This window comes from Chitinophaga arvensicola (assembly GCF_900110835.1).
Classification (GTDB): Bacteria; Bacteroidota; Bacteroidia; order Chitinophagales; family Chitinophagaceae; genus Chitinophaga; species Chitinophaga arvensicola.
The window spans coordinates 2890643-2913232 of sequence record NZ_FOJG01000002.1 but is presented as its reverse complement, the minus strand read 5'-3'; the positions used below and the strand labels follow the sequence as shown (position 1 = coordinate 2913232).

At 48.4% G+C, this 22590-nt stretch carries 13 protein-coding genes; 8 read left to right on the top strand and 5 right to left on the bottom strand.

What is annotated here, in order from left to right; genetic code table 11:
- Position 1 precedes the first annotated feature (1 nt).
- The 4 genes from BMW79_RS28790 to BMW79_RS28775 are packed head-to-tail and all read right to left on the bottom strand — an operon-like array spanning position 2 to position 7126.
- Entirely contained in the window at positions 2-1387 is a 1386-nt protein-coding gene (locus tag BMW79_RS28790) for a DUF4302 domain-containing protein (protein WP_177192379.1), read from the bottom strand.
- A 26-nt stretch (positions 1388-1413) separates the two neighbouring features.
- Positions 1414-2301 (bottom strand): substrate import-associated zinc metallohydrolase lipoprotein, encoded by an 888-nt coding sequence (locus tag BMW79_RS28785; RefSeq protein ID WP_089901529.1) that lies wholly within the window; start codon positions 2299-2301, stop codon positions 1414-1416.
- Positions 2302-2319: 18 nt separating this feature from the next.
- Positions 2320-3747, bottom strand: coding sequence for a RagB/SusD family nutrient uptake outer membrane protein (locus BMW79_RS28780; RefSeq protein ID WP_089901526.1), 1428 nt, complete (start codon positions 3745-3747; stop codon positions 2320-2322).
- Between the two features lie 16 nt (positions 3748-3763).
- Complete coding sequence (locus BMW79_RS28775) at positions 3764-7126, bottom strand: SusC/RagA family TonB-linked outer membrane protein (RefSeq protein WP_245752707.1); 3363 nt, start codon at positions 7124-7126, stop codon at positions 3764-3766.
- A 395-nt stretch (positions 7127-7521) separates the two neighbouring features.
- Between BMW79_RS28775 and BMW79_RS28770 the strand changes: the two genes are divergently transcribed.
- From BMW79_RS28770 to BMW79_RS28750, 5 genes are all read left to right on the top strand, one after another.
- Positions 7522-8103, top strand: a complete 582-nt coding sequence (locus tag BMW79_RS28770) for an RNA polymerase sigma factor (RefSeq protein WP_089901520.1) — start codon at positions 7522-7524, stop codon at positions 8101-8103.
- Positions 8104-8190: 87 nt separating this feature from the next.
- A complete protein-coding gene (locus BMW79_RS28765) occupies positions 8191-9189 on the top strand; it encodes a FecR family protein (RefSeq protein WP_089901518.1) in 999 nt (332 codons plus the stop codon).
- A gap of 39 nt (positions 9190-9228) precedes the next feature.
- Positions 9229-12762 carry a SusC/RagA family TonB-linked outer membrane protein gene (locus BMW79_RS28760; protein ID WP_089901515.1) on the top strand — a complete coding sequence of 1178 codons (3534 nt, stop codon included), beginning with the start codon at positions 9229-9231 and terminating at the stop codon, positions 12760-12762.
- A gap of 18 nt (positions 12763-12780) precedes the next feature.
- Complete coding sequence (locus BMW79_RS28755; RefSeq protein ID WP_089901512.1) at positions 12781-14151, top strand: RagB/SusD family nutrient uptake outer membrane protein; 1371 nt, start codon at positions 12781-12783, stop codon at positions 14149-14151.
- Between the two features lie 36 nt (positions 14152-14187).
- Positions 14188-15360, top strand: a complete 1173-nt coding sequence (locus BMW79_RS28750; protein WP_177192378.1) for a thioredoxin domain-containing protein — start codon at positions 14188-14190, stop codon at positions 15358-15360.
- 57 nt (positions 15361-15417) lie between these two features.
- On the opposite strand, the gene BMW79_RS28745 is transcribed toward BMW79_RS28750, so the two are convergent.
- Entirely contained in the window at positions 15418-17256 is a 1839-nt protein-coding gene (locus BMW79_RS28745) for a transthyretin-like family protein (RefSeq protein WP_089901506.1), read from the bottom strand.
- A 271-nt stretch (positions 17257-17527) separates the two neighbouring features.
- Between BMW79_RS28745 and BMW79_RS28740 the strand changes: the two genes are divergently transcribed.
- The 3 genes from BMW79_RS28740 to BMW79_RS28730 all read left to right on the top strand — a co-directional run bounded on the left by BMW79_RS28740 (position 17528) and on the right by BMW79_RS28730 (position 22583).
- A complete protein-coding gene (locus BMW79_RS28740) occupies positions 17528-18100 on the top strand; it encodes a sigma-70 family RNA polymerase sigma factor (RefSeq protein ID WP_089901504.1) in 573 nt (190 codons plus the stop codon).
- 67 nt (positions 18101-18167) lie between these two features.
- Positions 18168-19232 (top strand): FecR family protein, encoded by a 1065-nt coding sequence (locus BMW79_RS28735; RefSeq protein WP_089901501.1) that lies wholly within the window; start codon positions 18168-18170, stop codon positions 19230-19232.
- Positions 19233-19409: 177 nt separating this feature from the next.
- The gene (locus BMW79_RS28730; protein ID WP_218150474.1) at positions 19410-22583 is read left to right on the top strand and encodes a TonB-dependent receptor; all 3174 of its coding nucleotides are present in this window, start codon (positions 19410-19412) and stop codon (positions 22581-22583) included.
- The last annotated feature ends 7 nt before the right edge of the window (positions 22584-22590 follow it).

Below are 22590 nucleotides of genomic sequence, written 5' to 3'. Positions count from 1 at the left end.
ACTATTGCAGTGCCCATGATATCCAGCCGAGGGCATCACCGGCGGTGACCATATCGAATGTTACGCCATCCGCTTTACGGACAATGTAGAAGCCGGGTGATGGGGTGGTATATGGTGCTGCCGTTCTGCCAAAATTGAATATCCGGTTGGTAGCTATTAGTGCTGGCGGGTTTACCACCGGGTCGCCACCATTCAGCATCCGGAATGTAAGTCTGCCCTGGGTGATGCCGGGTTGGGCTATGCCTCCGGCATACACGTAAGGATAACCATCATCGAGGCCCGTGAAATAAGGAGATAACACATCCAGGTCGCCGCCGTTTACCCTACCTGGTAAATATACCATGGCTAAATAGGTACCTCCGGGATAAGGCAGTTTTAACAGATTATAAGCATCATCCACTCCTCTTACATGAAAGCCAGGACCTGCCAGCCAGGCGCCATCCAATCCTGCAATGTAAAAGTTAAGCGCTACATCGGGTTCGGGAGTGAGTGGCGCAAGTGCGGGAGTAATAGTCACCGGTGTATTGCCATTGATGCTGGCACTGATGGTACCTGTACCGCCATTCCAGATCAGGTTGTCGAAACTTTTGATGGATACGCTGCCTACGGTCACCGGACTTTCCAGGAGAATGCTGGTGGCTGTGTATTGTACACCCACATTGGTAATCGTCTGGCTGCCGGTTGTTTTCAGGTCAAATGATCTGCCGCCAACGCCGGGTGTTATTTCCAGTGTAGTGCCGCCTACAGCTACCCGTTTGAAATAGTTGAGGATCTGGTTGAAAGCAGTGTAGCCACCAATACCGTTCGCGGTAAAAGTTTGCTGTTGCGCCTGTGTGGCTTTCACCAGGATACCGGTGGCATTGTTCAGGTTGCCGGTGAGCCGGATGGTATCACCCAGTTCTGCTGCCGGGATGTTGTCTGCAAAAGCAAATTCGAAGTCGGTGCCCCAGTTGAATCCATTACCATATGGACTGTGGGAAACACTGGCATCCGGATCGCAGGGCAGATGGATGTAGCTATATGTATCAAAGATCAGGGTGGGCCGTTGCACGGCTTTTACCCGGTATCCCGAATTGTTGAACACCAATGCGGCGGTGGGGTTGAAGTCGGATATCATGGATACCTGTTCATCCTTTCCGAATTTCATGTAGTAGGTAAAGATGGCCTTCGGACCATTGCGGGTAACGCCCCCGTTGGTAGAAGTACCATTGGTATATTCTGTGAACACCCAGCCATAAGGCGCCTCTGTGAGCTTTTGCTGGTACGTGGCCAAAGCCTGTGCCAGTCTCACATCGGTAGGAGTGCCGTCTATATTCAGGTCTGATTTCCTGCTGCATCCGGTAAAAAGTACCGTGGCTCCCAGGAGATATATCCATATCTTTTTCATAAAAAATAGTTCAGCGTGAAAAACAATTATTGATAAAAGGCTGCCAGTGCGCGACGGCATTTCCGCTGCAATGCGTAAAAGTCGATCGACCATGACCGGGCGTAATAGTCTACTACAGCCGCTTCTTTGGCCTTAAGCGCATCGTATGCTGGTGTGCCGGGACCATCGGTCTGGTCTTCCAGTATCTTTTCATAGTCATCATAACCGGCATTCCCGTTATCAGCGCCTATCAGCATCGTGGCCACCATTTCCACGAAATCTTCTTTCGGATCGGAGGAGGCGTAGGAAGTAATAAATCCTTTCATCCTGGCTTCTCTGTCTGAAATGTTGTACCAGTTGCCGGAATAGGCAGGGGTGATCATTTTAAAGGAAGAAGGCACCAGGATATTCTGATTCAGGATATGCCCGAATTCATGATGCATGGTGTGTCCGATTCTTTTAAACGTATTGGAATCAGCGGCAGCCTTGGTGAAATTGTTGAGTTCATACAAAGTCATGGAAGTACCTCCCTCTGCCTGTCCGAGTATAATAGATCCGTTGCTTTCATATTGCCCTGTGCCGGCCAGTTTCAGCGTTTTCGGAATATACTTTTGCAGGAAAAGGATGCTGCCGGTTTGCTCGTTATATGGCCTGAAGGTAACTGCGAGCAGTGCTTTCAGCAGCGGGATCACTTTTTCTGCCTTTGGTGGTGCAATGGCGTAAGGAAAATCCAGCTGGCCTGGCAACCATTTATAGTATACCGCGATGTTATAGGGCACCATCAGGCTGTCGTGGATAAAAACATCCTCCGGTGTAATGCCGGTAGAATCTCCTCCCAGCCCTACCGGTGGTGTAGTGAGATTCACCGTTTCTTTTTTGCAGGCGCCTCCTATGAGTAACAGGAGGAAGATGCCGGAAATTATATGCAGTTTCATAAGTCTCTTTTTTTTAGTTTATCTCGGATTTAGCTGCATGCCATCATTGACCGCTTCTGCCGGGAGTTGTAACAATCTTCTTTTATCACCGGGAACCAGCGTGGTGTTGAAACCAGGAGAACCCACATGTACCACAGGGATATCATACCGGAGGATATCAAACCAGCGTAGTCCTTCCTGCATATAGGTCACCCTTTTCATGTACAGCAGGCTTTGAATCATAGCATCATCCTGGGTGGTGTTGTAAAAGGCCATCATTTTTGGAATGGTTACATTATCTACTGCCGGATCATAATCTGAAATGTTATTACTCACCCAGGCATTCAGATCGGTAAGTGCCGAGTTATAATTTTTTAAGCGGATATATGCTTCGGCCCTGTTCATCAATACTTCATCCATGCTGAACAGCGCCACTACTTTTACATCGCTTTTGAATTTCGGGAAGTTGAAATATTGTGGTCCGCTGCCGTAGGTTTGTATCGCCAGGCTTCCACCGGTAACATTGGAGTTGAGGATCAGCGCGCGGTTTACATTAGAACCCAGTCCGTAGCGGTAGCCATAATAATTTGCCGGGTACTTGGTGCCAGGGGCTTCCTGCAGGAGGATATTGGCAGCGTTCTGCGAATTAAAGTATTCCACCACCATATCATTATAAGGCAGGCCGTAGAATTTTATCTGGTTACGGATCAGTGTAGCCGGATCTTTACTGCCGAAAACAGCGCTGGAATGCGTCACTACTTTTTCGTAGTCCTTTTTGAATAAATAGAAGCGGGAAGCAAAAGCATGTGCTGCCTGCACGGTGAAATGATACTTTGGCGTATTGCCATAGGCTTCATCTTTCAGCAATGGCAAACCCGTAGTCAGGTCGCTTTCAATTTTTGCATACACGGCGGCTACGTTGCTCCTGTCATATTTGGCGAACACATTTTTACTTACTGTAGTCACATAAGGAATGCCTGGGTCGCTGGCGGCTGTGGCCGGGTTATAGGTTTTGGCAAACAGGGTTACCAGCATAAAGTGTGCATATGCGCGGCATACCAGTGCTTCTCCTTTCTGGGTGGAGTAATTGGCGGAATCCGGACCGTTGCAATAGGACAATGCCTGGTTAGCAGCGGCAATGGCTGCATAGCAGGAATCCCAGTAAGCGATGGGCGCATCGGACGTTACATCATCCGCATCCTGGTATTTGAACGACTGCGTATTGATGCGGAATGTTTGCGGATCCACCCCTACGCCGGAATTGCCTTTGTCTTCCACATTGTCGCTCAATGCTTCACAAAACAGCATGTACAAAGCGTGTGGATAAGCAGTGGCCAGCAACTGGCTCACCTGCTGCGGATTGGAAATCACTGTCCTGTTGTCAGGAAGCGTCTCCAGGTATTTTTTACAGCCTGTTGCCACAAGAAGACCGGTCAACAAGCCTATATAGATCAATCGTTTTTTCATAAAAATACTTTTTGAATTAAAGGCTCACTCTTAATGAAGCGGTGATCTGTTTGTTGATGGGCAATGCCACCCCACCGGTATTATAGAATTCCGGATCCTGTCCATGCAGTCGCTCATCAGCATAAATCAACCATAAATTGTTGCCCGTTACTGTTACGGATGCGCCCTTAAACCCGATCCTGCCCATCAAAGGCGCCGGAAGCTGGTAACTCAGGGATACTGATTTCAGTCTTACAAAACCTCCATCTGCTACCCGGTCATGAGAGTAGTTGTAGTTATTGTAAGGGAAAGCCGACAACGTATTCAGGTTTGTTTTTGTATAGATATCGGGGATGGAAGGAATGTTTGTTTTCTTTTCATCTCCCGGCAAACTCCATCTTCCTTTAAATTCATTGGGTAAGGCATTGTAATCGGTATAGTCGAGGGTATACACGGGTGTAAGCCTTATTTTGTTACCTGCCTGGTAAGTGACCAGCGCGCTCACAGAGAAATCCTTGTAACGGAAGGTATTGCTCCAGCCGCCCGTAATGGTAGGATCTGAAGGGCCTTCGTATTTCAGGTTTTTCAGGTTATGACTTTGCAGGTATACGCCAGGGGAAACACCGCCGGTATCGCTGATAAACTGTGGTACACCTGTTTGCGGGTCCAGTCCTGCGTTTTGCAGGGAGAACAATCCTCTTACAGGATAACCTTCCAGCGGACCGCCGCCTTCTCCTACCAGGTCAAAAATTACCGGGTTGTTTTTGGCATTGGTGATCAGGGTATTGTTGTAGCTGAAGATCAGGGTGCTGGTAAGACCTATATTTTTATGTGCAATGATTTTACCGGTGAGCGCCACATCGAAACCATGTGATTTCATATCGGCATAGTTGGCAAACTGGTTTACCTGCCCACCTACTCCGGAAGTTTTGATTAACCCGATCAGGTCAAAACTTTTCCGGCGGTAATAGTCAAAGGTCAATCCAAGTCTTTCATTAAAGAAGCCCATATCCGCGCCGAGATCCAGTTCATACTTTTTCTCCCAGGTAAGGTCCGCATTTTCCAGCGCCTGTATCAGGATGGCTGTTTCCTGGTCGGACACATAAGGCCGGCTGGTAACAAAGGAGCGGAGAATAGCCGTAGTATTGGTAGCGCTACCGGTGCTGGCGTTCAAACCGTAGCTGGCTTTCAGCATGAGGTGACTAACGGCAGATGAATTTTTCAGAAACTCTTCCTGGTCTACGTTCCAGTTACCGGCTACTGTCCAGGTGGGCAGCCAGCGGGCGCTGGAAGAACTACCCAGTCTGTTGGAACCATCTTCACGTACGGTAGCGTTCAGGGTATACTTATTATTATAGGTGTAACTGGCATTGGCATAGAACGCAATAAAGCGGTCGTAGTCGTTGGTCAGTCCATAATAGGCATTGTTGCTTTCCGACATTTTTTTGATGAAGAGGTAATCCACGAAAGGTGTACCTCCGGAATTGTACTGGTAGCCTACGCCGGTGCTGTTAGACGTCTGGCGGTCGGCATATTTTACTTCCTGTCCTACGAGGGCGCTTACCTGGTGTTTATCGTCATTGAACGACTGGTTATAGTTGAACTGGTTACGGAAGGTGTAGTTTTTCAGTTCCACGTCGTTCCTTTTATAAAAACCACCATAGGGCAGAACTACCACCGCCGGTTCGTTGGGGAAGTCGGGGTTTTTATACAGGAAAGGGTTCCGGTCGTTGATAATGGCGTTGCCGTTGGCGCGGTAGGCGTTGGCTTCATTCGAATTTTCATTCGATTTATGTTCCGCCGTGGTCCGCGCATAACGGATAGCGCCGGTGAAGTCGTAGTTGAAATGCGAATTGAATTTGTAATTCAGGTTACCCTGTAATCTGAAGTCGATCACACTGAGGTCCGTGAAGTTGTTGCGTGTTTCGTTGATGATATTGAACGGTGCGAAGTTGCGTGTAAAGTATTCGAGATTTCCTTGTTCATCGTATGCGGTCATGGCCCTGCTGGTGCTGAGTGCATAGGAGAACGGGTTGATGTCGAAGTCTCTTTTGTAGGTACCTTCCACGCCGTCTGTTTTGCGGTCTTCCGTACCCGGTGCGCGTTGTTGTCTTACGTTACCATTGATCTGGAGGCCGTAGCTCAGTTTGCTGTTGGGGGTGTAGTTGGCCCGCATGTTCACCGTATATCTTTTCACATTATCTGCGATGGTCCAGCCCTGGTCGTTGAAGAAGCTGGTAGACAGGTAGAGCTGTGATTTATCGGTACCGGTAGACAGGCTCAGTGAGTGTTCCTGTGTGAGAGAGTTGCGGAACAGGATATCGAACCAGTCGGTGTTGGCGTTGGCGTAGCGCATCAGGAAAGCCTGACGGGCTTCCCGGGTGTTTTCTACGGCAAACTTACCATTCACGTCCGGTGTTTGCAGCAATCTTCCGAGTTTACCATAGATACCGGAGGTGGATTCGTTGATCAGTCCTGCGTAGGGCAGCAGCTGTTTACGTTCCAGTTCTGCGTATACCGACATCTGGTCGGCCGAGTTCATGATATCGTAGTTTTCGTAGGAAGGTTTCAGTTGTACACCGAAGTTGCCGGTGTAAGCGATGACGGCCTTGCCTGCTTTACCTTTTTTGGTAGTGATCACGATCACCCCGTTCATGGCGCGGGCGCCATACAGTGCGGTGGCTGCGGCGTCTTTCAGGATGTCGAAAGTTTCAATATCGTTGGCATTCAGTCCGGCTACGGCTGAACCCAGGAGGGTATTGATATTACCACTGGTGAGCTGTTCGTTGGATACGTTCACGATGTCTTCCAGTACCACACCATCCACCACCCACAATGGTTTGTTTTCACCGGAGATAGAAGTAGCGCCACGGATACGTACTTTGGGTGCAGAACCGAAAGTACCGGATACGTTTTGCACACTGACACCGGCGGCGCGGCCTTCCAGCATACGGCTTACATCGGTGACCCCGTCTATTTTCACGTTATCTGCTTTCAGGGTAACAGCGGCTCCGGCAAATTTCTTACGGTCGATATTCTGGAAACCGGTTACCACCACGCCTCCCAATTCCGTTACATCATCTTCCAGGGCAAGTACCAGGTTATTCTGGGCTTTTACTTCGTGCGTTTTATAGCCTACAGCAGATACTACCAGGGTAGCGCCTTCGGGTACGTCGAGATCGAATGCACCGGCGGAGTTGGTAATAGCGCCACGTGTGGTACCTTTTACTTTTACGGACGCGCCCACCAAAGGCTCTCCTTTATTGTTCCGGATAATGCCGTGTATGGGGGCGGCGGGTTTAGCGCCCTGCCGGAATACATCAGGAGGTAATTTTTCCAGGGAATCCCTGGCGCTAGCGGGCAACGTAAGCACGAGCAGAAAAAGGGACAGAAGCTTCATAGTTAACAGCGATTTAATTGAATATAATCCGGGCAATGCAGGGGAACAGGTATATACACCTGGTTGTCTACATCTTTTGGTTGAATGCATATGAGGCACTTAAGGGTTTAGACTGATTCTGGTTGACCACTATCGCTGTCCCGGCAGCAGTTGGTTTATTTATGGCTCCGACTTTTTGTTTAAATAGTATAGCAAAAACTTACCGGGGAAACTTATCTACATCAATTACTTTAGCACAGTGTGTTAAGCTAATTTAACAAAAATTATAATACCAGCAGAAGCAAAAAAAGAGGAACGGTTATTTTCCCCGGGGCAACGGCGCTGCATTTTGTCACATGCGAATTTTGCTGTATTTTGCTCCCTTTCTATGGAACTAATCCCATTATTCCAACGTCATGCATGATAATGAATTATGGTACTCCTATAAAGAAGGAGATGTAAAAGCCCTGGAAGGATTATATGAACAGTATTATTCCCCGCTCACGAACTACGGATTTAAATTTACACCTGATAATGTCTGCATAGAAGAAAGCATGCAGGATCTTTTCCTGAAGCTATGGCAGAACAGGGAACGGATTGCGCGTCCGGCAGTAGTGAAGCAGTATCTCTATTTATCTTTCCGGCGTATCCTGCTCCGTAAACTGGAGTACAGCCCTTCCAGGCATGAGGAAGAGCTGGCGGGAGAGCATATACCTTTTCAGCTTGATCTTACTTATGAACATCCCCTGATCCGGAAAGAGCGCATGGCCGAACTCACTGCCAAAGTGGATGCCCTGCTCAGTACTTTAACGAACCGGCAACGGGAAGCCGTGTTCCTGAAATATTATGAAGATCTCTCCTATGAGGAGATCGCAGAGATCATGCACATGAATATCGGCGGCACTTACAAGCTGATCTACCGCGCCCTGGAGCGTTTACGCGAACAGTTTGGCGACTTCACTTTACTCCTGATCCTTTACATCTTAAAAAGGTCCTGAAAATTTTTTTTTTCCGTAAGTGTAGAAAATGGGATAATTCCCTTTTAATCTTGTGTCTTAAGAGGAAAGAGATGCAAGGGCTACTTTATGGATGAGTTGGAAAAAGATTATTCCGGTTACCAGGCCATAGATTTTCTGGCAGATGAAAATTTTATCCGGTACGTAAAATTTCCGGAACCGTTGTCACAGGTTTACTGGGACCGCGTAGCTGCGGCATGGCCGGAAAAGCAGCCACTGATGCAGGATGCCCGAGAAATGATGTATCTGCTGGAACGCCCGGTGATGCAATATAATGAAGCTGCCCGCCGCAAAATCTGGCAGCAGGTGGAAGCCGGCATTGCTGCTCCTCCGCGAATTTCCTTCCTGCGTCGTTACCGCTTCCGCCTGGCAGCAGCCGTGTTATTGCTGCTCATCGCCACCGGGGTCTATCAATATCTTACCGGCACCGTGGTGTATGAAACCGGTTATGCCGACTCCCGGCAGATCACCCTGCCGGATCATTCGCAGGTAACGCTGAATGCACATTCCCGGCTGTCTTACGCCCGTAACTGGCGCTGGAGCGGTAAAAGGGAAGTATTCCTGGAAGGAGAGGGCTTCTTTGATGTAAAACACCTGGGAGATACTTTCCGTTTATATGTAAAGGATGTCAGCGTAACGGTATTGGGAACCGCTTTTAATGTAAAAGACCGGCGCGATAAAACCGTGGTGGTGCTGCAACGTGGCCGCATCCGCATCAATGTAAAAAATAATCCGGCTGCAGGTATCATCCTCTCTCCCGGAGAAGGCTGGGAATACAACCGGTTGCAGGCAGTTGCCGTTACACACAAAACGGATACCACTGCCGCCGCTGCGTGGACGCGTCACCAGCTGGTACTGGAAGGCACCACGCTCAGAGAAGTGATACAACTACTGGAAGATAACTACGGCTATCATGTTATACTGGAAGACAGCTCCCTGGCCAACCGGAAGCTGACGGGCTCCATACCGATGCAAAAGAAAGAGGATTTGTTTTTCGTCTTATCAAAAATATTCAACATCGACATCATACAACAACCAGATACACTTTTATTCAGGGCGAGACCCTGACATTGCTGACTATTATTATCAACCAGTTAATCAACCATTATGAAGGGGATGCTTCAGTTTATTAAAACTGCCGTAGTAGTGTGTGTGCTGCTAGGGTGGCTGTCGCCAGCTTATGCACAAACAACGGGCGTGCCGGTAGCGGCTGCGCTAAAGAAAATTACCAGTGAACTGGGTACAAAGTTCGTTTACGAAAATGAGTTGCTCGACAACGTCAAAACAACCGCCGACCTGCGCAACCTGCGCAGCCGTAAAGTAGAGGAGGTATTGAAAGAGGTATTGTATCCGAACGGATTCATTTTCCTGTACGTCAATGACAATACCTACACTATTATCCGCGATGTACGCAAGCGGGAAGGACAGCCTGCACCGCCGGTTTCCACGGAGGTGGCGCTGCCTGAAAATGAAATGTGGGTGCAGGGAACCGTAACGGATGAAAAAGGATATCCCGTTGCCGGTGCCACAGTAGCCGCTGCAAAAAACAACAACGGCACTGTGACCGATCAGCTGGGAAATTTCCGGTTACGGGTCAACAAAGAGGAGCCGGCGCTGTCTGTATCTTTCATCGGCAACCGGCCCGTGCTGGCACCCTTACAGGGACAAACCACCCTTCACATTGTGATGGGCGCCGATAATATCCAGCTGAAACAGGTGGAAGTATCTACCGGGTATCAATATATCCCAAAGGAAAGAGCGACCGGCTCTTTCGGCCTCGTGACTGCAAAAGACCTGGAACGCAGATCTGCCGTAGGCTTGGTAGAAAAACTGGAAGGCAGCGTAAGTGGCCTGCAGGTGAATGTGGGGCAGCCTGACCGCAACCTGTTTAAAAACAGGGACCAGTTCAGCGTGCGTGGTGTATCTACCATCCTGTCGGAGAAAAAACCGTTGATTGTACTGGATGGATTTCCAACAGAACTGGACCTGGTGAATATCAATCCTAACGACATCGCCTATATTACCGTTTTGAAAGACGCTGCCGCTGCTTCTATCTGGGGCGTGCGTGCAGCCAACGGCGTCATTGTTATCGAAACAAAAAAGGCAGCCTTTAACCAGGCGCCGGTAGTGCGGGCTTCTGCTACCCTCACCACCACCGGCAGGCCACGACTCGATTACCTGCCGATGGCCGGTGCTACGGATTACCTGGGACTGGAAAAAGAACTGGTAGATAAAGGCCTGCTGCCTTTGCCGTCTTCTCCCTTCCTGTTATCCAATCCGCCGCTCACTACCGGTGCAGATCTGTACCTGCAATTTAAAAACGGTAAGATCAGCCAGCAACAACTGGATGCAGCGATCAACCAGCTAAAGGGAAGGGACATACGCGATCAGTACCAGCGCTATATTTTGCGTTCCCCTTTCAGCGAACAATATGATGTTTCCGTTTCCGGTGGCAATACGCATATGCGCAATTACCTCTCGGCTTCCTATACCGATGAATATGCAAATACCAAAGGCGATTACAGTCGCCGTATGGTCGTGAACTTCAACAATGAAACGCGGCTTTCCCAAAAACTGTCACTCACCGCGGATATGTTTGTGACTTCCCTGCAGATGAAGAACAATGGCCTTGGCCTGGGTTCCCTGCAGGGAGGTACCTATCCCTTATCTCCCTACGATCAGCTGGTGGATGATAATGGACAATCCGTCAACTTTGCGCAGCGCTATCCCGGCCGTATCCTGGATTCACTGCAACAGAAAGGATTTTTACCCTGGCGCTATAACTACATCGATGAACTGGCCAACGCCGATAATACGTATCAATCGCTTGCCTGGCGTTTCAACACCGGGCTGCAATATAAAATTGCGCCCACCCTCAGTATAGAAGCAAGGTATATGCTGGAGAAAGTAGCAGATGGCAACCGCCAATATGCCAACCCGCAAAGCTATGCCGCCCGCGATATGGTGAACAGCTTTACGGTGACCACCACCCACGAAAGGGGCGTACCAGCCGGTGGAATGCTGACACGTAACGATGGAAAGCAACAGAACTATACCCTGAGAGGTTTGATCCGTTTTGATCCTAACCTGAAAGGCCACCAGGCTTTAAATATCGTTATGGGCGGAGAGTTCCGTGAAACACTCACTTCCGGTTTTACCAATCGCGCCTATGGTTACGACGACCGGTTGCTGTCGTCCGGCGTGGTGAATTATAACACGGTGTATAAAACCACCAGCGGCAATCAGAAAGTGGCAGCAATGCAAAGTTTTCAGAATCAGCGGGACCGCTATACTTCTGCCTTTGCCAATTTTACCTATACCCTGCATGAAAAATATTCGCTGTCGGGCAGCATCCGTAAAGACGACAGCAACCTGTTTGGTGTTTCCAAAGAATACCGCGCCGTTCCGCTCTGGTCTATCGGTGGCCTCTGGCGCATCAACGATGAATCGTTTATGCAATGGAAACCGCTTTCACACCTGAACCTGCGCGCCACCTATGGCTTCAACGGGAATGTGAATAAAACCACCAGCCCCTACCTGGTTACACAGGCGGCAGGTGGTCCGAATCCATTCAGCAATGAGCAATACGCCTCGGTGTATAATCCTGCCAATCCCTTACTGCGATGGGAAAAAGTGGCCACTTTCAATGTGGGCCTGGATGCCGGTTTCTTCGACGGAAGGTTGACCGCTACATTGGATATCTACCGGAAAAACAGCACCGACCTGCTGGGAAATGTAGAAATCAATCCTACCTATGGCTTTAATACTTTGCTGACCAATAAACTGGAGATGACCAACCACGGGGTAGACCTGGAAGTAGGCGGCAGCATCATTGTTTCCAAACGTTTTACCTGGAAGGCAGCCGCCAATTTCTCCTACAATACCAGTAAGGTGTCCAAAGCATATTTCCAGCAGAATACTGTCACCTATTATACGAGAGCAGGCAACCCTATTGAGGGTAAATCGCTCAATAGCATTTACACCTATCGTTTTGCAGGAATTAATGATAAAGGGGTAGCGATGTTATATAACGGGAAAGATCAGAAAGTGGCAGCAGACGATAATAAGTTGCTGGATGAAAAAGACCTGCAAAGCGTGGCTTACCAGGGAGTGAGTGTAGCGCCTTATTTCGGCGGACTTACACAAACCTTCCGCTATGGCCGGTTTGAGCTGTATACTTTATTTACCTGGAAGTTCGGTCATAAATTCCTGCGCCCCGGTGTTGATGATTATTATAATGCGCCTTATCTGAGAAGTGCCAACAAAGATATTGCCCGTCGCTGGCAGAAACCAGGAGATGAATTACTGACAGATGTGCCTGCGGTAGATGCCGTGCACAGATCATTGTATAACTACCGTTTGAGCGACAATTTTGTGGAAGACGCAGGTTATGTGCGCTGGCGTGAATTAACACTCAACTACCAGTTGCCGGATCAGTGGTTTAAAGGACGTTTTGCCAAAGGAATTAATGTGAGTCTTTCCGGCCGCAACCTGGCCTTATGGACGGCCAATAAACAAGGGATTGATCCGGATTATGTACCGGGTGGCGTTATCAGTGCGTCGTCGTCGCTTGACTATACGCCCGGTGTAGTTTTGCCGCCGGCAAGGTCGCTGGTGTTCAGTGTAAAAGCAGATTTCTAATTTCTTCAATTGCCGATTATGAACAGATTAAAATATTTCGGGTGGATACTGATAGCGCTGTTTTTCAGCAGCTGCCGCAAATATGTGGACATCACCCCGCAGGGAAAAATAGTACCAACCACTGTAGCTGACTTCCGGCTTTTATTGAACAACAGCGATGTGTTCAATCTGGCCGGGGGCACTACAGACCTGATGACAGATGATATTGCTTTTACCGATACTGCTATGTATACCGGAGTACGGCCACAATCGGTATTGAATATCTATTCCTGGGCCGAAACAAATTACCTCCCTTCAGAAGACGATGAGGAATGGAACCTGTATTACAAACAGGTGTATTATAGCAATGTGGTGATCACTGGGATCAATGGGGTGAAGGATGGTGATGAAGAAGAGAAGCAGGCATTGATCAGTGAAGCCAAAGTACATCGCGCATTTGCTTACCTGATGCTGGTGAACCAGTATGCAGTGCAATATGATGCCGCTACGGCTTCAAAGGACGCCGGAGTGCCTCTCTTGCTTGAACCTGGCTATACACAGCATTTACAGCGTGCTTCCGTACAGCAGGTATACCAGCAGGTACTGGATGATCTGCTCAGTGCGGTGAAAGCATTACCGGAATTGCCTGCCTCTAAAATACATGCTTCCAGAGCGGCTGCATTTGCTTTGCTGGCACGTACTTACCTGTACATGAGAAATTACCCGTCGGCGTTAATGTATGCCGACAGTACACTGAACCTGCAGCCAGATTTATATGATCTGCGCACTTTTGCCAACACGAATAATCCACTCGATTTTATGAGTATCCCGGAAGCCTATCAGCATCCGGAAGTGATTCTGATGAAAGCTGCCTATAACCAGGACGGTCCACTTGCACTGAGCCCGGAGTTATTGAACCTGCTCGGTCCGGATGATTTACGGCGGAAAGTTTTCGGTATTGGTGACCAGCTGCTTTTTGAATACGATGGTATTTTCTTCAGTTATATTTCCCCATTTGAAGCGCGGCAGGTAGGACCGAGAGTAGGTGAAATGTATGTAACGAAAGCGGAATGCGAAGCCCGTGCAGGCCAGGCGGGTACGGCAATGACAACGCTCAATGCCTTACGTATCAAGCGCTTTACGACGGATAAATATATTCCGCTCACTGCTACAGACGCCACAGATGCGCTGCATAAAGTACTCGATGAAAGACGGCGGGAACTGATGGGCCGTGGTTATCGCCTGGCGGATCTGAAACGCCTGAATAAAGAACCGGCGTTGGCTAAAACAATCACCCATCCGTGGAGCAGCGGCAACATCACCCTGGCGCCCAACAGCAACCGGTATATTTATCCGGTGGCTACAAAAATACTGGCGGCCAATCCTGAAATAGGACAATCGCCCCGTTAAATGAATAATCAAAAACCACCATTAAAAAATAATCACATGAGAAAGAAAATGATAAGCTTGATGGCCATCTTCAGTATGCTGGCATCGTTGGTCAGTGCGCAGGGAATTGAGTTCTTCCACGGCACCTGGGCAGAGGCGAAAGCGGCTGCACAAAAAGAGAACAAGTTAATTTTTGTAGACTTCTATACTACCTGGTGTGGTCCCTGCAAGTTTATGTCGAATGAAGTCTTTCCGTTGAAACAGATCGGCGATTTTTATAACCCGCGTTTTATCAGTGTAAAGATCGATGCAGAAAAGGGTGAAGGTCCGGAGCTGGCCAGGAAATACGGTGTAAGCGGTTATCCTACACTGATCTTTACCAATCCTAAAGAGGAAGTGGTGTACAGCGTGATGGGATCTACTGATCCGGAAGTATTGATCACACAGGGTAAAATTGCTACTACGCCGATGGCTGATTTTACTGCCATGACGGCCCGTTATGAAAAGAATGAACTGAACAAGGCAGAACTGTTCCAGTATCTCAACCTGGTAAAAGCCAAGGGGGATGATAAGAAAGCGGCAGATGTATTTGCGGAGTATTTTAAAGCCATTGATCATACCATTACGCCCGACTTATTTAAGCTGATCACGAGTTATGTAGACAACAGCGATAACGCGGCGTTTAAGTATGTGGAAGACAACCGCGCTGCTTTTGAAAAGGCAGTAGGTAAAGAAAAAACGGCGAAGTATGTAGATGGTACACTGCTGGACGAAGTTAAGTTTGCCCGCTATGAGAGCGAAGGAGAATACCGGTCTGCCAAATTGCTGCTGAAATCAAAAATGACCCTGGATGAAGAAGAAGAGTTGTCGCTGGATGCCAACTATGCTTACAATGTACAGGATGAAGACGGCTATATGAAATACAGCAAGTTGTTGGTCGATAAATACTACTGGAACAATGATTTTGAAATCAGTAATGTATTGGGAAGTGTCCGTTGGATCAAGAAGGAGGAAAATTTACAGCTCATGAAGCGCTGGGCGGAGCGGGCGTTGTCTTTAAAAGATAATTCCCTGAACAATATTTCACTGGCCATGACTTACAGCGCACTGAAAGATAAAACCACTGCATTGAAATATGTGGCAGCGGCATTGGCGGCGTCTGAAAGGGATAAAGATGGTTATGTAAAGAATATAGAGATGTTGAAGCAGATGATCGTAGAAGGCCGTTAATCTTTTGTTTGTTGGATTTAGTATGCAGCGGAGTGATTACTCCGCTGCATTTTTTTATTATGCTGTTTTACAGAAGGCGATATGATCATGGATCTCAGGTATTTTCTGAGCGCCATTGGTCAGTCCCAGTTGCAGATCCAGCCACAGGATGTAAGCGCAGGGCTCCATGCCGGTGGTGGCGAATGCCTTGTTATTATCGTGGTATTCGGCTGCTGCGGGTGGTGGTCCTCCATTAAACGGGGTGGGCAGTGTCGGGTTCCCTTCAAAACGCAGTGTGAAGGATTCCACATGTGGGTGCGCAATGGTGTACTGCGCGGTGACGGTGGTGGTAATACCGCCGCAACCATGACCGCTGCCGGTGGTTTCCTTGATTTCCAGCATGGCTGCTGCCATCAGGTCTTCATCACCGGTATATCCCCATCCCGGGTGTCTTCTCTGGTGGTAGTTCACATTGGAGATGACTATTTTCTCCAGGGTGTTTACGGCAGTGAGGGTAGTGGTGCCTACTTTCCGGGTTTCAAAGATGATCTTGAAAGTATGGATACCTGCCCTTTGTGCGGCGGGTACCGCATTGCCGGCAATGAGCACAGACGGCGAGGTAAGATCAAAATTATCCCTGGCGAAAGCGGTGCTGCCGGCGTCGAGCGCCAGTTGCGATGTATTCAGCAGTGCCAGTACGCCGTTGGTAGGAGTAAAGATACCGGTGGTGAGGTTATTGCCACGGGGAACGGGGATCCATACTTCGCCGGCGCCGTTGAGGGCAGGGGTGATAATTACGGCGTCGTGTGTCCAGGTAATGGGACCGGTTTGTTTCAGCAATTCGCCGATTTTGAAAGGCAGCAGGGCGTTCAGTACCTGGGCGGAGCTGAGTTCATAGCTAGTATCGGCGTTGATGATACGGAAGCGGTATTCCATTTCATTTGAGTTGGTGCCGCTGGGGAGGGTGCCGTTGAGGTTGAGCGGGCCATAGAAGGCGAGACGGGGTACATCGGTGGTATATCCCTGTGCATCAAACTGGGCGCCGGTAGGGCCTATATCATAGTTGCCCACTCTTTCAAAGAGGGCAGGTACTTCGTTGTTGGGGGTGATATCGTCTGGCAGGCAGAATTCCACGCAGAAGCAGGGACCCCGGTTGGTGCGGTCGGCACGATGGCCGGTGCTGCGGTCTTCCTTGAGTAAAACGGCGCCGGATACCGGTTCTGTGATGGTGAAGTAAAGATCTGGACCGGCGGGCCATTCCACATTGAGCCAGGGTGATAGCAGCGTTTGACTGAAATCTGCCATGGTATAGTCGATCCGGAAATGTCCGTCGGCGTCGGTGAGATTGGAGCCTAAGGGGTCGTCCTGGAGCCAGTCGACGTCGAAGGCGGCTACACGCAGGCCTTGCAATGGTTTCTGGGTTTTGCAGTTGATGACGCGGCCACAGATCACCCATGCATCATATTTAGCCCGGATGAGGCACCACCAGCGGTTGGGGATTACATATTCCCAGGCGGCGAAAAAATCGTTTTCCTGGCCTCTCCATTTGGGTTGGAGGGTGGTGATGTGGAACTGAAGGGTGGGCAGTTTGCCGGGGTAAGGTTTGGGGCGGGGTACGTTGCCACATTCGAAGTCGATGTCGAAGGCTTCTCCTTCGTACTTACTTTCCCGGCCCAGCTGGAAGGCGAAGTTGCCATCTGCATCGGTGGTGGTTTCGGCCAGCAGGTTGCCGGATTTGGCTTTGAGTTCTTCAGCGGTTACTTCATGGAAGGTTTCCTTCACAGCAGCAGCAGCCTGCAGTACTACTTCCCGGGAAGCGGCGGCCCGGTAAAGCCTGATTTTAACGTTGGCAATGGCTTCTATGCAGTATTTATCGCATAAAAGACCTTTTAAATTGCCTTTGAACTGATAGCTCATGACACTTTTTTTTTGGGAGTTATTGGAATTCAGGAAGCAAAAGTTGTTGGGGTAATGATCATTGTATTTTTTGGGGATTGTTTGTGCTGTTTTACCTTTTGCTTCTGGTACAAATTTCCATCTAAATTCACTCGTTATCAAGCGAATAAGTGCGGGAAATGCCGATTACGTATATATCGCGTGGTGGCGGGAAAGCGCTGATAAACGGAAAGGTATTTTGGGTATCCGGAAGAAAAGGCCTTATTTTGCCGGTCAGGTTTGGTAGAGCAACATGAAAGAAGACAGCAGCAATTATTCCCTGTATGACGAGGAGGATTTGGTGACGGCTTTCCAGGTGAGTGAGGATATGAGGGCGTTTGAAGAAATCTATAAACGATTCTGGTTCAAACTATACAATGCTGCCCTGAAAAGAACCACGTCCCAGCAGGAAGCGGAAGAGTTGATCCAGAACATCTTTGAACGGCTGTGGGCCAATCGTCGTAAAGCAGTGATCCATAATATAGGCGCGTATCTGGCTGTTTCGCTGAGAAACATCCTGCATGATCACACGCGCAGAAGGATGACCGCAGAGAAATACAGGCAAACCCTGGATACAGATCCGCTGGTGAATACCACAGAGGAAGATGTAAACCGGGAACTCCTGCTGAAAGATATTGATAAAACACTCCGGGAACTCCCGGAAAAGACCCAGACCGTTTTCCGGCTCAGCCGTTTTGAAAATAAATCCGTCCGCGAGATTGCCGGCAATCTTGATCTCACCGAAAAGGCTGTTGAATACCACATTACAAAAGCTATAAAACTGCTACGGCAGCGGCTTCGCGGGTATATGTCTGCTTTCCTGTAAAATTTTTTAACTTTTTTTTAGGGGTTTGTTTCAGTAGTGCGTCAATGTAATCAGATAAACTGATTCCATGAGCCAATATGAATTCGACGACCTGCTTGAAAAATATCTTTCGGGGCATTGCTCTCCGCAGGAAGAGAAATTGGTATTGGCGTGGTACCGGTCCTTTATAGGAGAAACGGAGATCAATATTTCCGCTGAAGAAAAGCAGCGCATTGAAAGCCGGATCTGGTCGAATGTAACTGCTACTGTTACCAGCGAAGAAGGGGAAATGATGGAGGTGGAACTGGAAACACCGGTAGTACGGATGTGGCCCCGCCGGATTGCCCGGATGGCCATTGCAGGCTGCCTGGTGCTGGTATCCGCAGGCGCCTGGTACTGGATGGCACACAGGGCCGGAGCTGTACCAAAGGAACTCTTTACGCAGGAACCTATTCCGGGTGGTTATGTATCCGTATATAACCAGGAAAATGTGGCGCGGGAAGTGGCATTGAGCGATGGCTCACAGGTAAAACTGGAATCAGGAAGCGTGATTTACTACCCTCCTGCGTTCCAGGGAGCTACCAGGGAAGTGTACCTCAGTGGTAACGCTTTTTTTGATATTGCACACGATGCCAGCCGGCATTTTATTGTGCATACCAGTGAAGGCGTACTGGCGGAGGTACTGGGCACCAGCTTTTATGTAAGCCACGACAAAGCCACCCATAAAATAGAAGTAGCCGTAGTTACCGGAAAGGTATCGGTATACGAGCGCAGAAAGAAGAACGACACCATTTTTTCCGCATCTGCCAACAGCATTATTATTACACCGAACCAAAAGGTGACCTATAAAACAGAAAATAACCAGTTTACCACTTCGCTGGTAGATGATCCAAAACCGGTAACAGCACCGGAGCAGGCGACCACGTTTGATTTTGAAGACGCTTCACTGGATAAAGTATTAAAGGCATTGGAAGAAACCTATGCCATCAGTATTGAAACGACAGATAATGGGCGTTTCGGTCATTGTCATTTTACGGGAGATATTACTAAACAGGATCTATACGAGAAACTGGATATTATTTGCCAATCTGTCCAGGCCTCATATGAAGTAAAGGGTACAACAATTTATATAAAGGGAAAAGGATGTAATTAATAAACACAATACAAAAAGTCATTAAAAGAAAAAACTGGTAATGTGGGGCATTACCAGTTTAGTAAAATTAACCGTTTGCCGCGGTTAAGATGCTTCATGCCGCAAACTTTCAATTAACGAAACAAAGCCACACAAGTTATGAAAAAAAAGCGATTCGCTGCCGTAATCTACTACGTTATGAGATTAACTGCTGTTCAACTTATTCTAGCCTCCGTTTTTTCGCTGTCGCTGTACGCCAATACGGTCAACTCGCAGTCTGTGCTGGAAAAACCGATCTCCATTTCGGCAGAGCAAACTTCCGTGCGGAAGCTGCTGAACCAGATCCGTACCCAGACAGGCGTGAACTTCACCTATAGCAGTGATATGGTGGATGTAAACAGGAAGGTGTCCGTAGAGCTGAAGTCAAAACAGCTGAAGGCATTCTTTGATGATATTTTAAAACCGATGGGCATCGATTTCAAGGTGATCGATAACCAGCAGATCCTGCTGTATCTCACACCTGCCGATGGCCATCAGAATATAGTTGTCACTGGTACTGTTACCGGTGAAGACGGCGCACCTGTTCCAGGCGCCACCGTACGCCTAAAAGGCAGCAGCGTGGGTACCTCTACTACTGTAGATGGTAAATTCAACCTCTCTGTTCCTGATAAACAGGCCGTACTTGTGATTTCTTTTATTGGTTACCAGCAACAGGAAGTAGTAGTAGGGGAGCAAACCCATATTACCGTGAAACTGGCTGCTGAAAACAGTAAACTGAATGAAGTAGTGGTAGTGGGTTATGGTACCCAGCGTAAGAAAGATATTACCGGCGCCGTAGCGGTGGTAAAAGCAGATGCATTCGACAGCCGCCCGATTGTGAGCGCTGCTGCGGGCTTACAGGGCCAGGCCGCAGGTGTGAGCGTTACTGCTCCTTCCGGTAAACCAGGTGCAGGCCTGAACGTGAGCATCCGTGGTAATACCTCGCTGAATGCCAGCAATAACCCGCTGTTTGTAGTAGACGGGGTGATTGTACCCAATATCGATTTCCTCAACCCCAGCGATATTGAAAGCTTCTCTGTACTGAAAGACGCCTCTTCTGCCGCTATTTATGGCGCCAGTGGTGCGAATGGTGTGGTACTGGTAACTACCAAAAAAGGTACGAGCCAGTCGAAGGTATTTGTAAACGCCTACACCGGTATGTCCAACTTCGCCAAGAAAGTAGATGTACTGAACAGCGCTCAATACAAAGAACTGATGAAAGACCTGGGCTTCACAGATCCCAATAACGAAAATACCGACTGGCAGAAGGAAACCTTCAAAACCGGTCGTGAGCAGAATATCCAGGTAGGTGTTTCCGGTGGTACCGATAAAGGGCACTACTATGTTTCCGGTGGTTACCAGAAACAGAAAGGTGTGGTAGCACCCGCAGATTACGACCGTTATTCTGTAAGAGCCAACATCGATAATAAAGTGAAAGACTGGCTGACACTGGCGACCAACCTGTCGTTCAACAGATCCGTATTTGTAGATGTACCCGATAACAACGGCGTGGCCAGAGGTGGTACGATCCTGTCTGCCTTAACCTCACCGCCTACGATCGGTATTTACAATGCAGATGGAACTTATAGCTATAACCCGAATGCAAGGAGTTGGCAAAATCCTATTGCCTATGCGTTTGCACCACAACAGAAAGCGATCAACAACCGTTTCCTGGGTAATGTGAGCGCAGATTTTACCATCTTGCCGGAACTGCATTTCCGTTCCAACCTGGGTGCTGAATCAGAAGGCAGGCGTTACGATTATTTCCTGGACCCCTATTCCACTGACTATGGCGCCAGGGAAAAGAAAGGTTACGGTAAGTCTGAGTCGGTGGAGCGTTTTGTATGGCTCTGGGAAAATACCCTGACCTATAACAAACAGTTTGGCAAACATAATGTAGGCGCAATGATTGGTCACACTATGCAGGAATCCGACTATAATTTCACCGAAGATATTTCCAGGGGATATTCGAGCGATAAAATTCCTACCCTCACCGGTTCTACGATCCGTGAAAAACAGGAAGTTACTAAAAGCCAGTGGGGTAAACGTTCTTACCTGGGCCGTGCAAACTATGGCTATGCTGATAAATACCTGTTTACCGCTACCGTGCGTTATGATGGTTCGTCCCGTTTTGCACCCGATGCCCGTTATGGCTGGTTTCCCTCTTTATCCGGCGCATGGCGTATTTCCAATGAAGAATTTTTTACCAAAGGCGGTTTCGTAAGTGATCTGAAACTCCGTGCGGGTTGGGGTAAAACCGGTAACGATGGTATCGGTGACTACGACTGGCGCCGGCTGTATGCCAGCAACGGTACCGGCGGATTGAACTTTACCAACCTGCCAAAAAATGACCTGACCTGGGAAAAAACAACACAAAGCAACGTGGGTGTGGATCTGAGTGTACTGAACGGCCGTATTACCGTTACCGCAGACGCCTATATCAAGAAGACCAACGACCTGCTGGTAGATGTGCAGTTACCACCAAGTTCCGGTTTTGGTACACAACGTTACAATGTGGGTAACATAGAAAATAAAGGGGTAGAATTTGGCGTAAATGCACTGATTATTGATAAGGCGGTGAAATGGAATGCCAATGGTAATATTTCCATGAACAAGAATAAAGTATTGAGCCTCGGACCCACTCCAAGCTTAGGTTATGCCGATGTATACGAAAGAGGTAATGCCATCCGCGTAGAGCCCGGACATCCACTCGGCGCATTTTATGGCTATGTAGCACAGGGTGTAGACCCTGCTACCGGTAACATGATCTATGCAGACCTGGATGGTGATAAGAAATTATCTGATGGTGACCGCACCTGGATTGGTAATGCACAACCTGATTTTATCTATGGTTTAACCAATAATATCAGCTACAAAGGTTTTGATCTGAACCTGTTTTTCCAGGGTGTACAGGGCAACCAGATCTTCAATGCAACCCGCATGGAACTGGAAGGACTGTACGATTCCAAGAACCAGAGCACCGCTGTATTGCGTCGCTGGAAACAGGCCGGAGATATCACCGATATTCCAAAAGCAGAGAAAAACAATACGAACAACAGTTTGTCATCCTCCCGCTTCGTGGAAAACGGTTCTTACCTGCGTCTGAAATCAGCTACGCTGAGCTATAAATTCTCAAATGATTTTCTGAAACATATTGGTGTGGGCCGGTTAAATGTGTATGTGACAGGACAAAACCTGATAACATTTACCAAATACAAAGGACTGGATCCGGAAGTAAGCAGAGATGCTGCCAATGGACCTTCTATGGGTATCGATTATGGTACCTATCCGCAGTCACGCGCTTTTATTTTTGGTTTGAATGCTGAGTTTTAGTCTTAAT

Excerpts from the sequence above, each read along its gene's own strand:
- BMW79_RS28770 (WP_089901520.1), top strand. The coding sequence starts at position 7,522 with ATGCATGATAATGAATTATGGTACTCCTATAAAGAAGGAGATGTAAAA.
- BMW79_RS28755 (WP_089901512.1), top strand. The coding sequence starts at position 12,781 with ATGAACAGATTAAAATATTTCGGGTGGATACTGATAGCGCTGTTTTTC.
- BMW79_RS28780 (WP_089901526.1), bottom strand. The coding sequence starts at position 3,747 with ATGAAAAAACGATTGATCTATATAGGCTTGTTGACCGGTCTTCTTGTG.
- BMW79_RS28745 (WP_089901506.1), bottom strand. The coding sequence starts at position 17,256 with ATGAGCTATCAGTTCAAAGGCAATTTAAAAGGTCTTTTATGCGATAAA.
- BMW79_RS28735 (WP_089901501.1), top strand. The coding sequence starts at position 18,168 with ATGAGCCAATATGAATTCGACGACCTGCTTGAAAAATATCTTTCGGGG.
- BMW79_RS28790 (WP_177192379.1), bottom strand. The coding sequence starts at position 1,387 with ATGAAAAAGATATGGATATATCTCCTGGGAGCCACGGTACTTTTTACC.
- BMW79_RS28785 (WP_089901529.1), bottom strand. The coding sequence starts at position 2,301 with ATGAAACTGCATATAATTTCCGGCATCTTCCTCCTGTTACTCATAGGA.
- BMW79_RS28760 (WP_089901515.1), top strand. The coding sequence starts at position 9,229 with ATGAAGGGGATGCTTCAGTTTATTAAAACTGCCGTAGTAGTGTGTGTG.
- BMW79_RS28765 (WP_089901518.1), top strand. The coding sequence starts at position 8,191 with ATGGATGAGTTGGAAAAAGATTATTCCGGTTACCAGGCCATAGATTTT.
- BMW79_RS28730 (WP_218150474.1), top strand. The coding sequence starts at position 19,410 with ATGAGATTAACTGCTGTTCAACTTATTCTAGCCTCCGTTTTTTCGCTG.
- BMW79_RS28775 (WP_245752707.1), bottom strand. The coding sequence starts at position 7,126 with ATGAAGCTTCTGTCCCTTTTTCTGCTCGTGCTTACGTTGCCCGCTAGC.
- BMW79_RS28740 (WP_089901504.1), top strand. The coding sequence starts at position 17,528 with ATGAAAGAAGACAGCAGCAATTATTCCCTGTATGACGAGGAGGATTTG.
- BMW79_RS28750 (WP_177192378.1), top strand. The coding sequence starts at position 14,188 with ATGAGAAAGAAAATGATAAGCTTGATGGCCATCTTCAGTATGCTGGCA.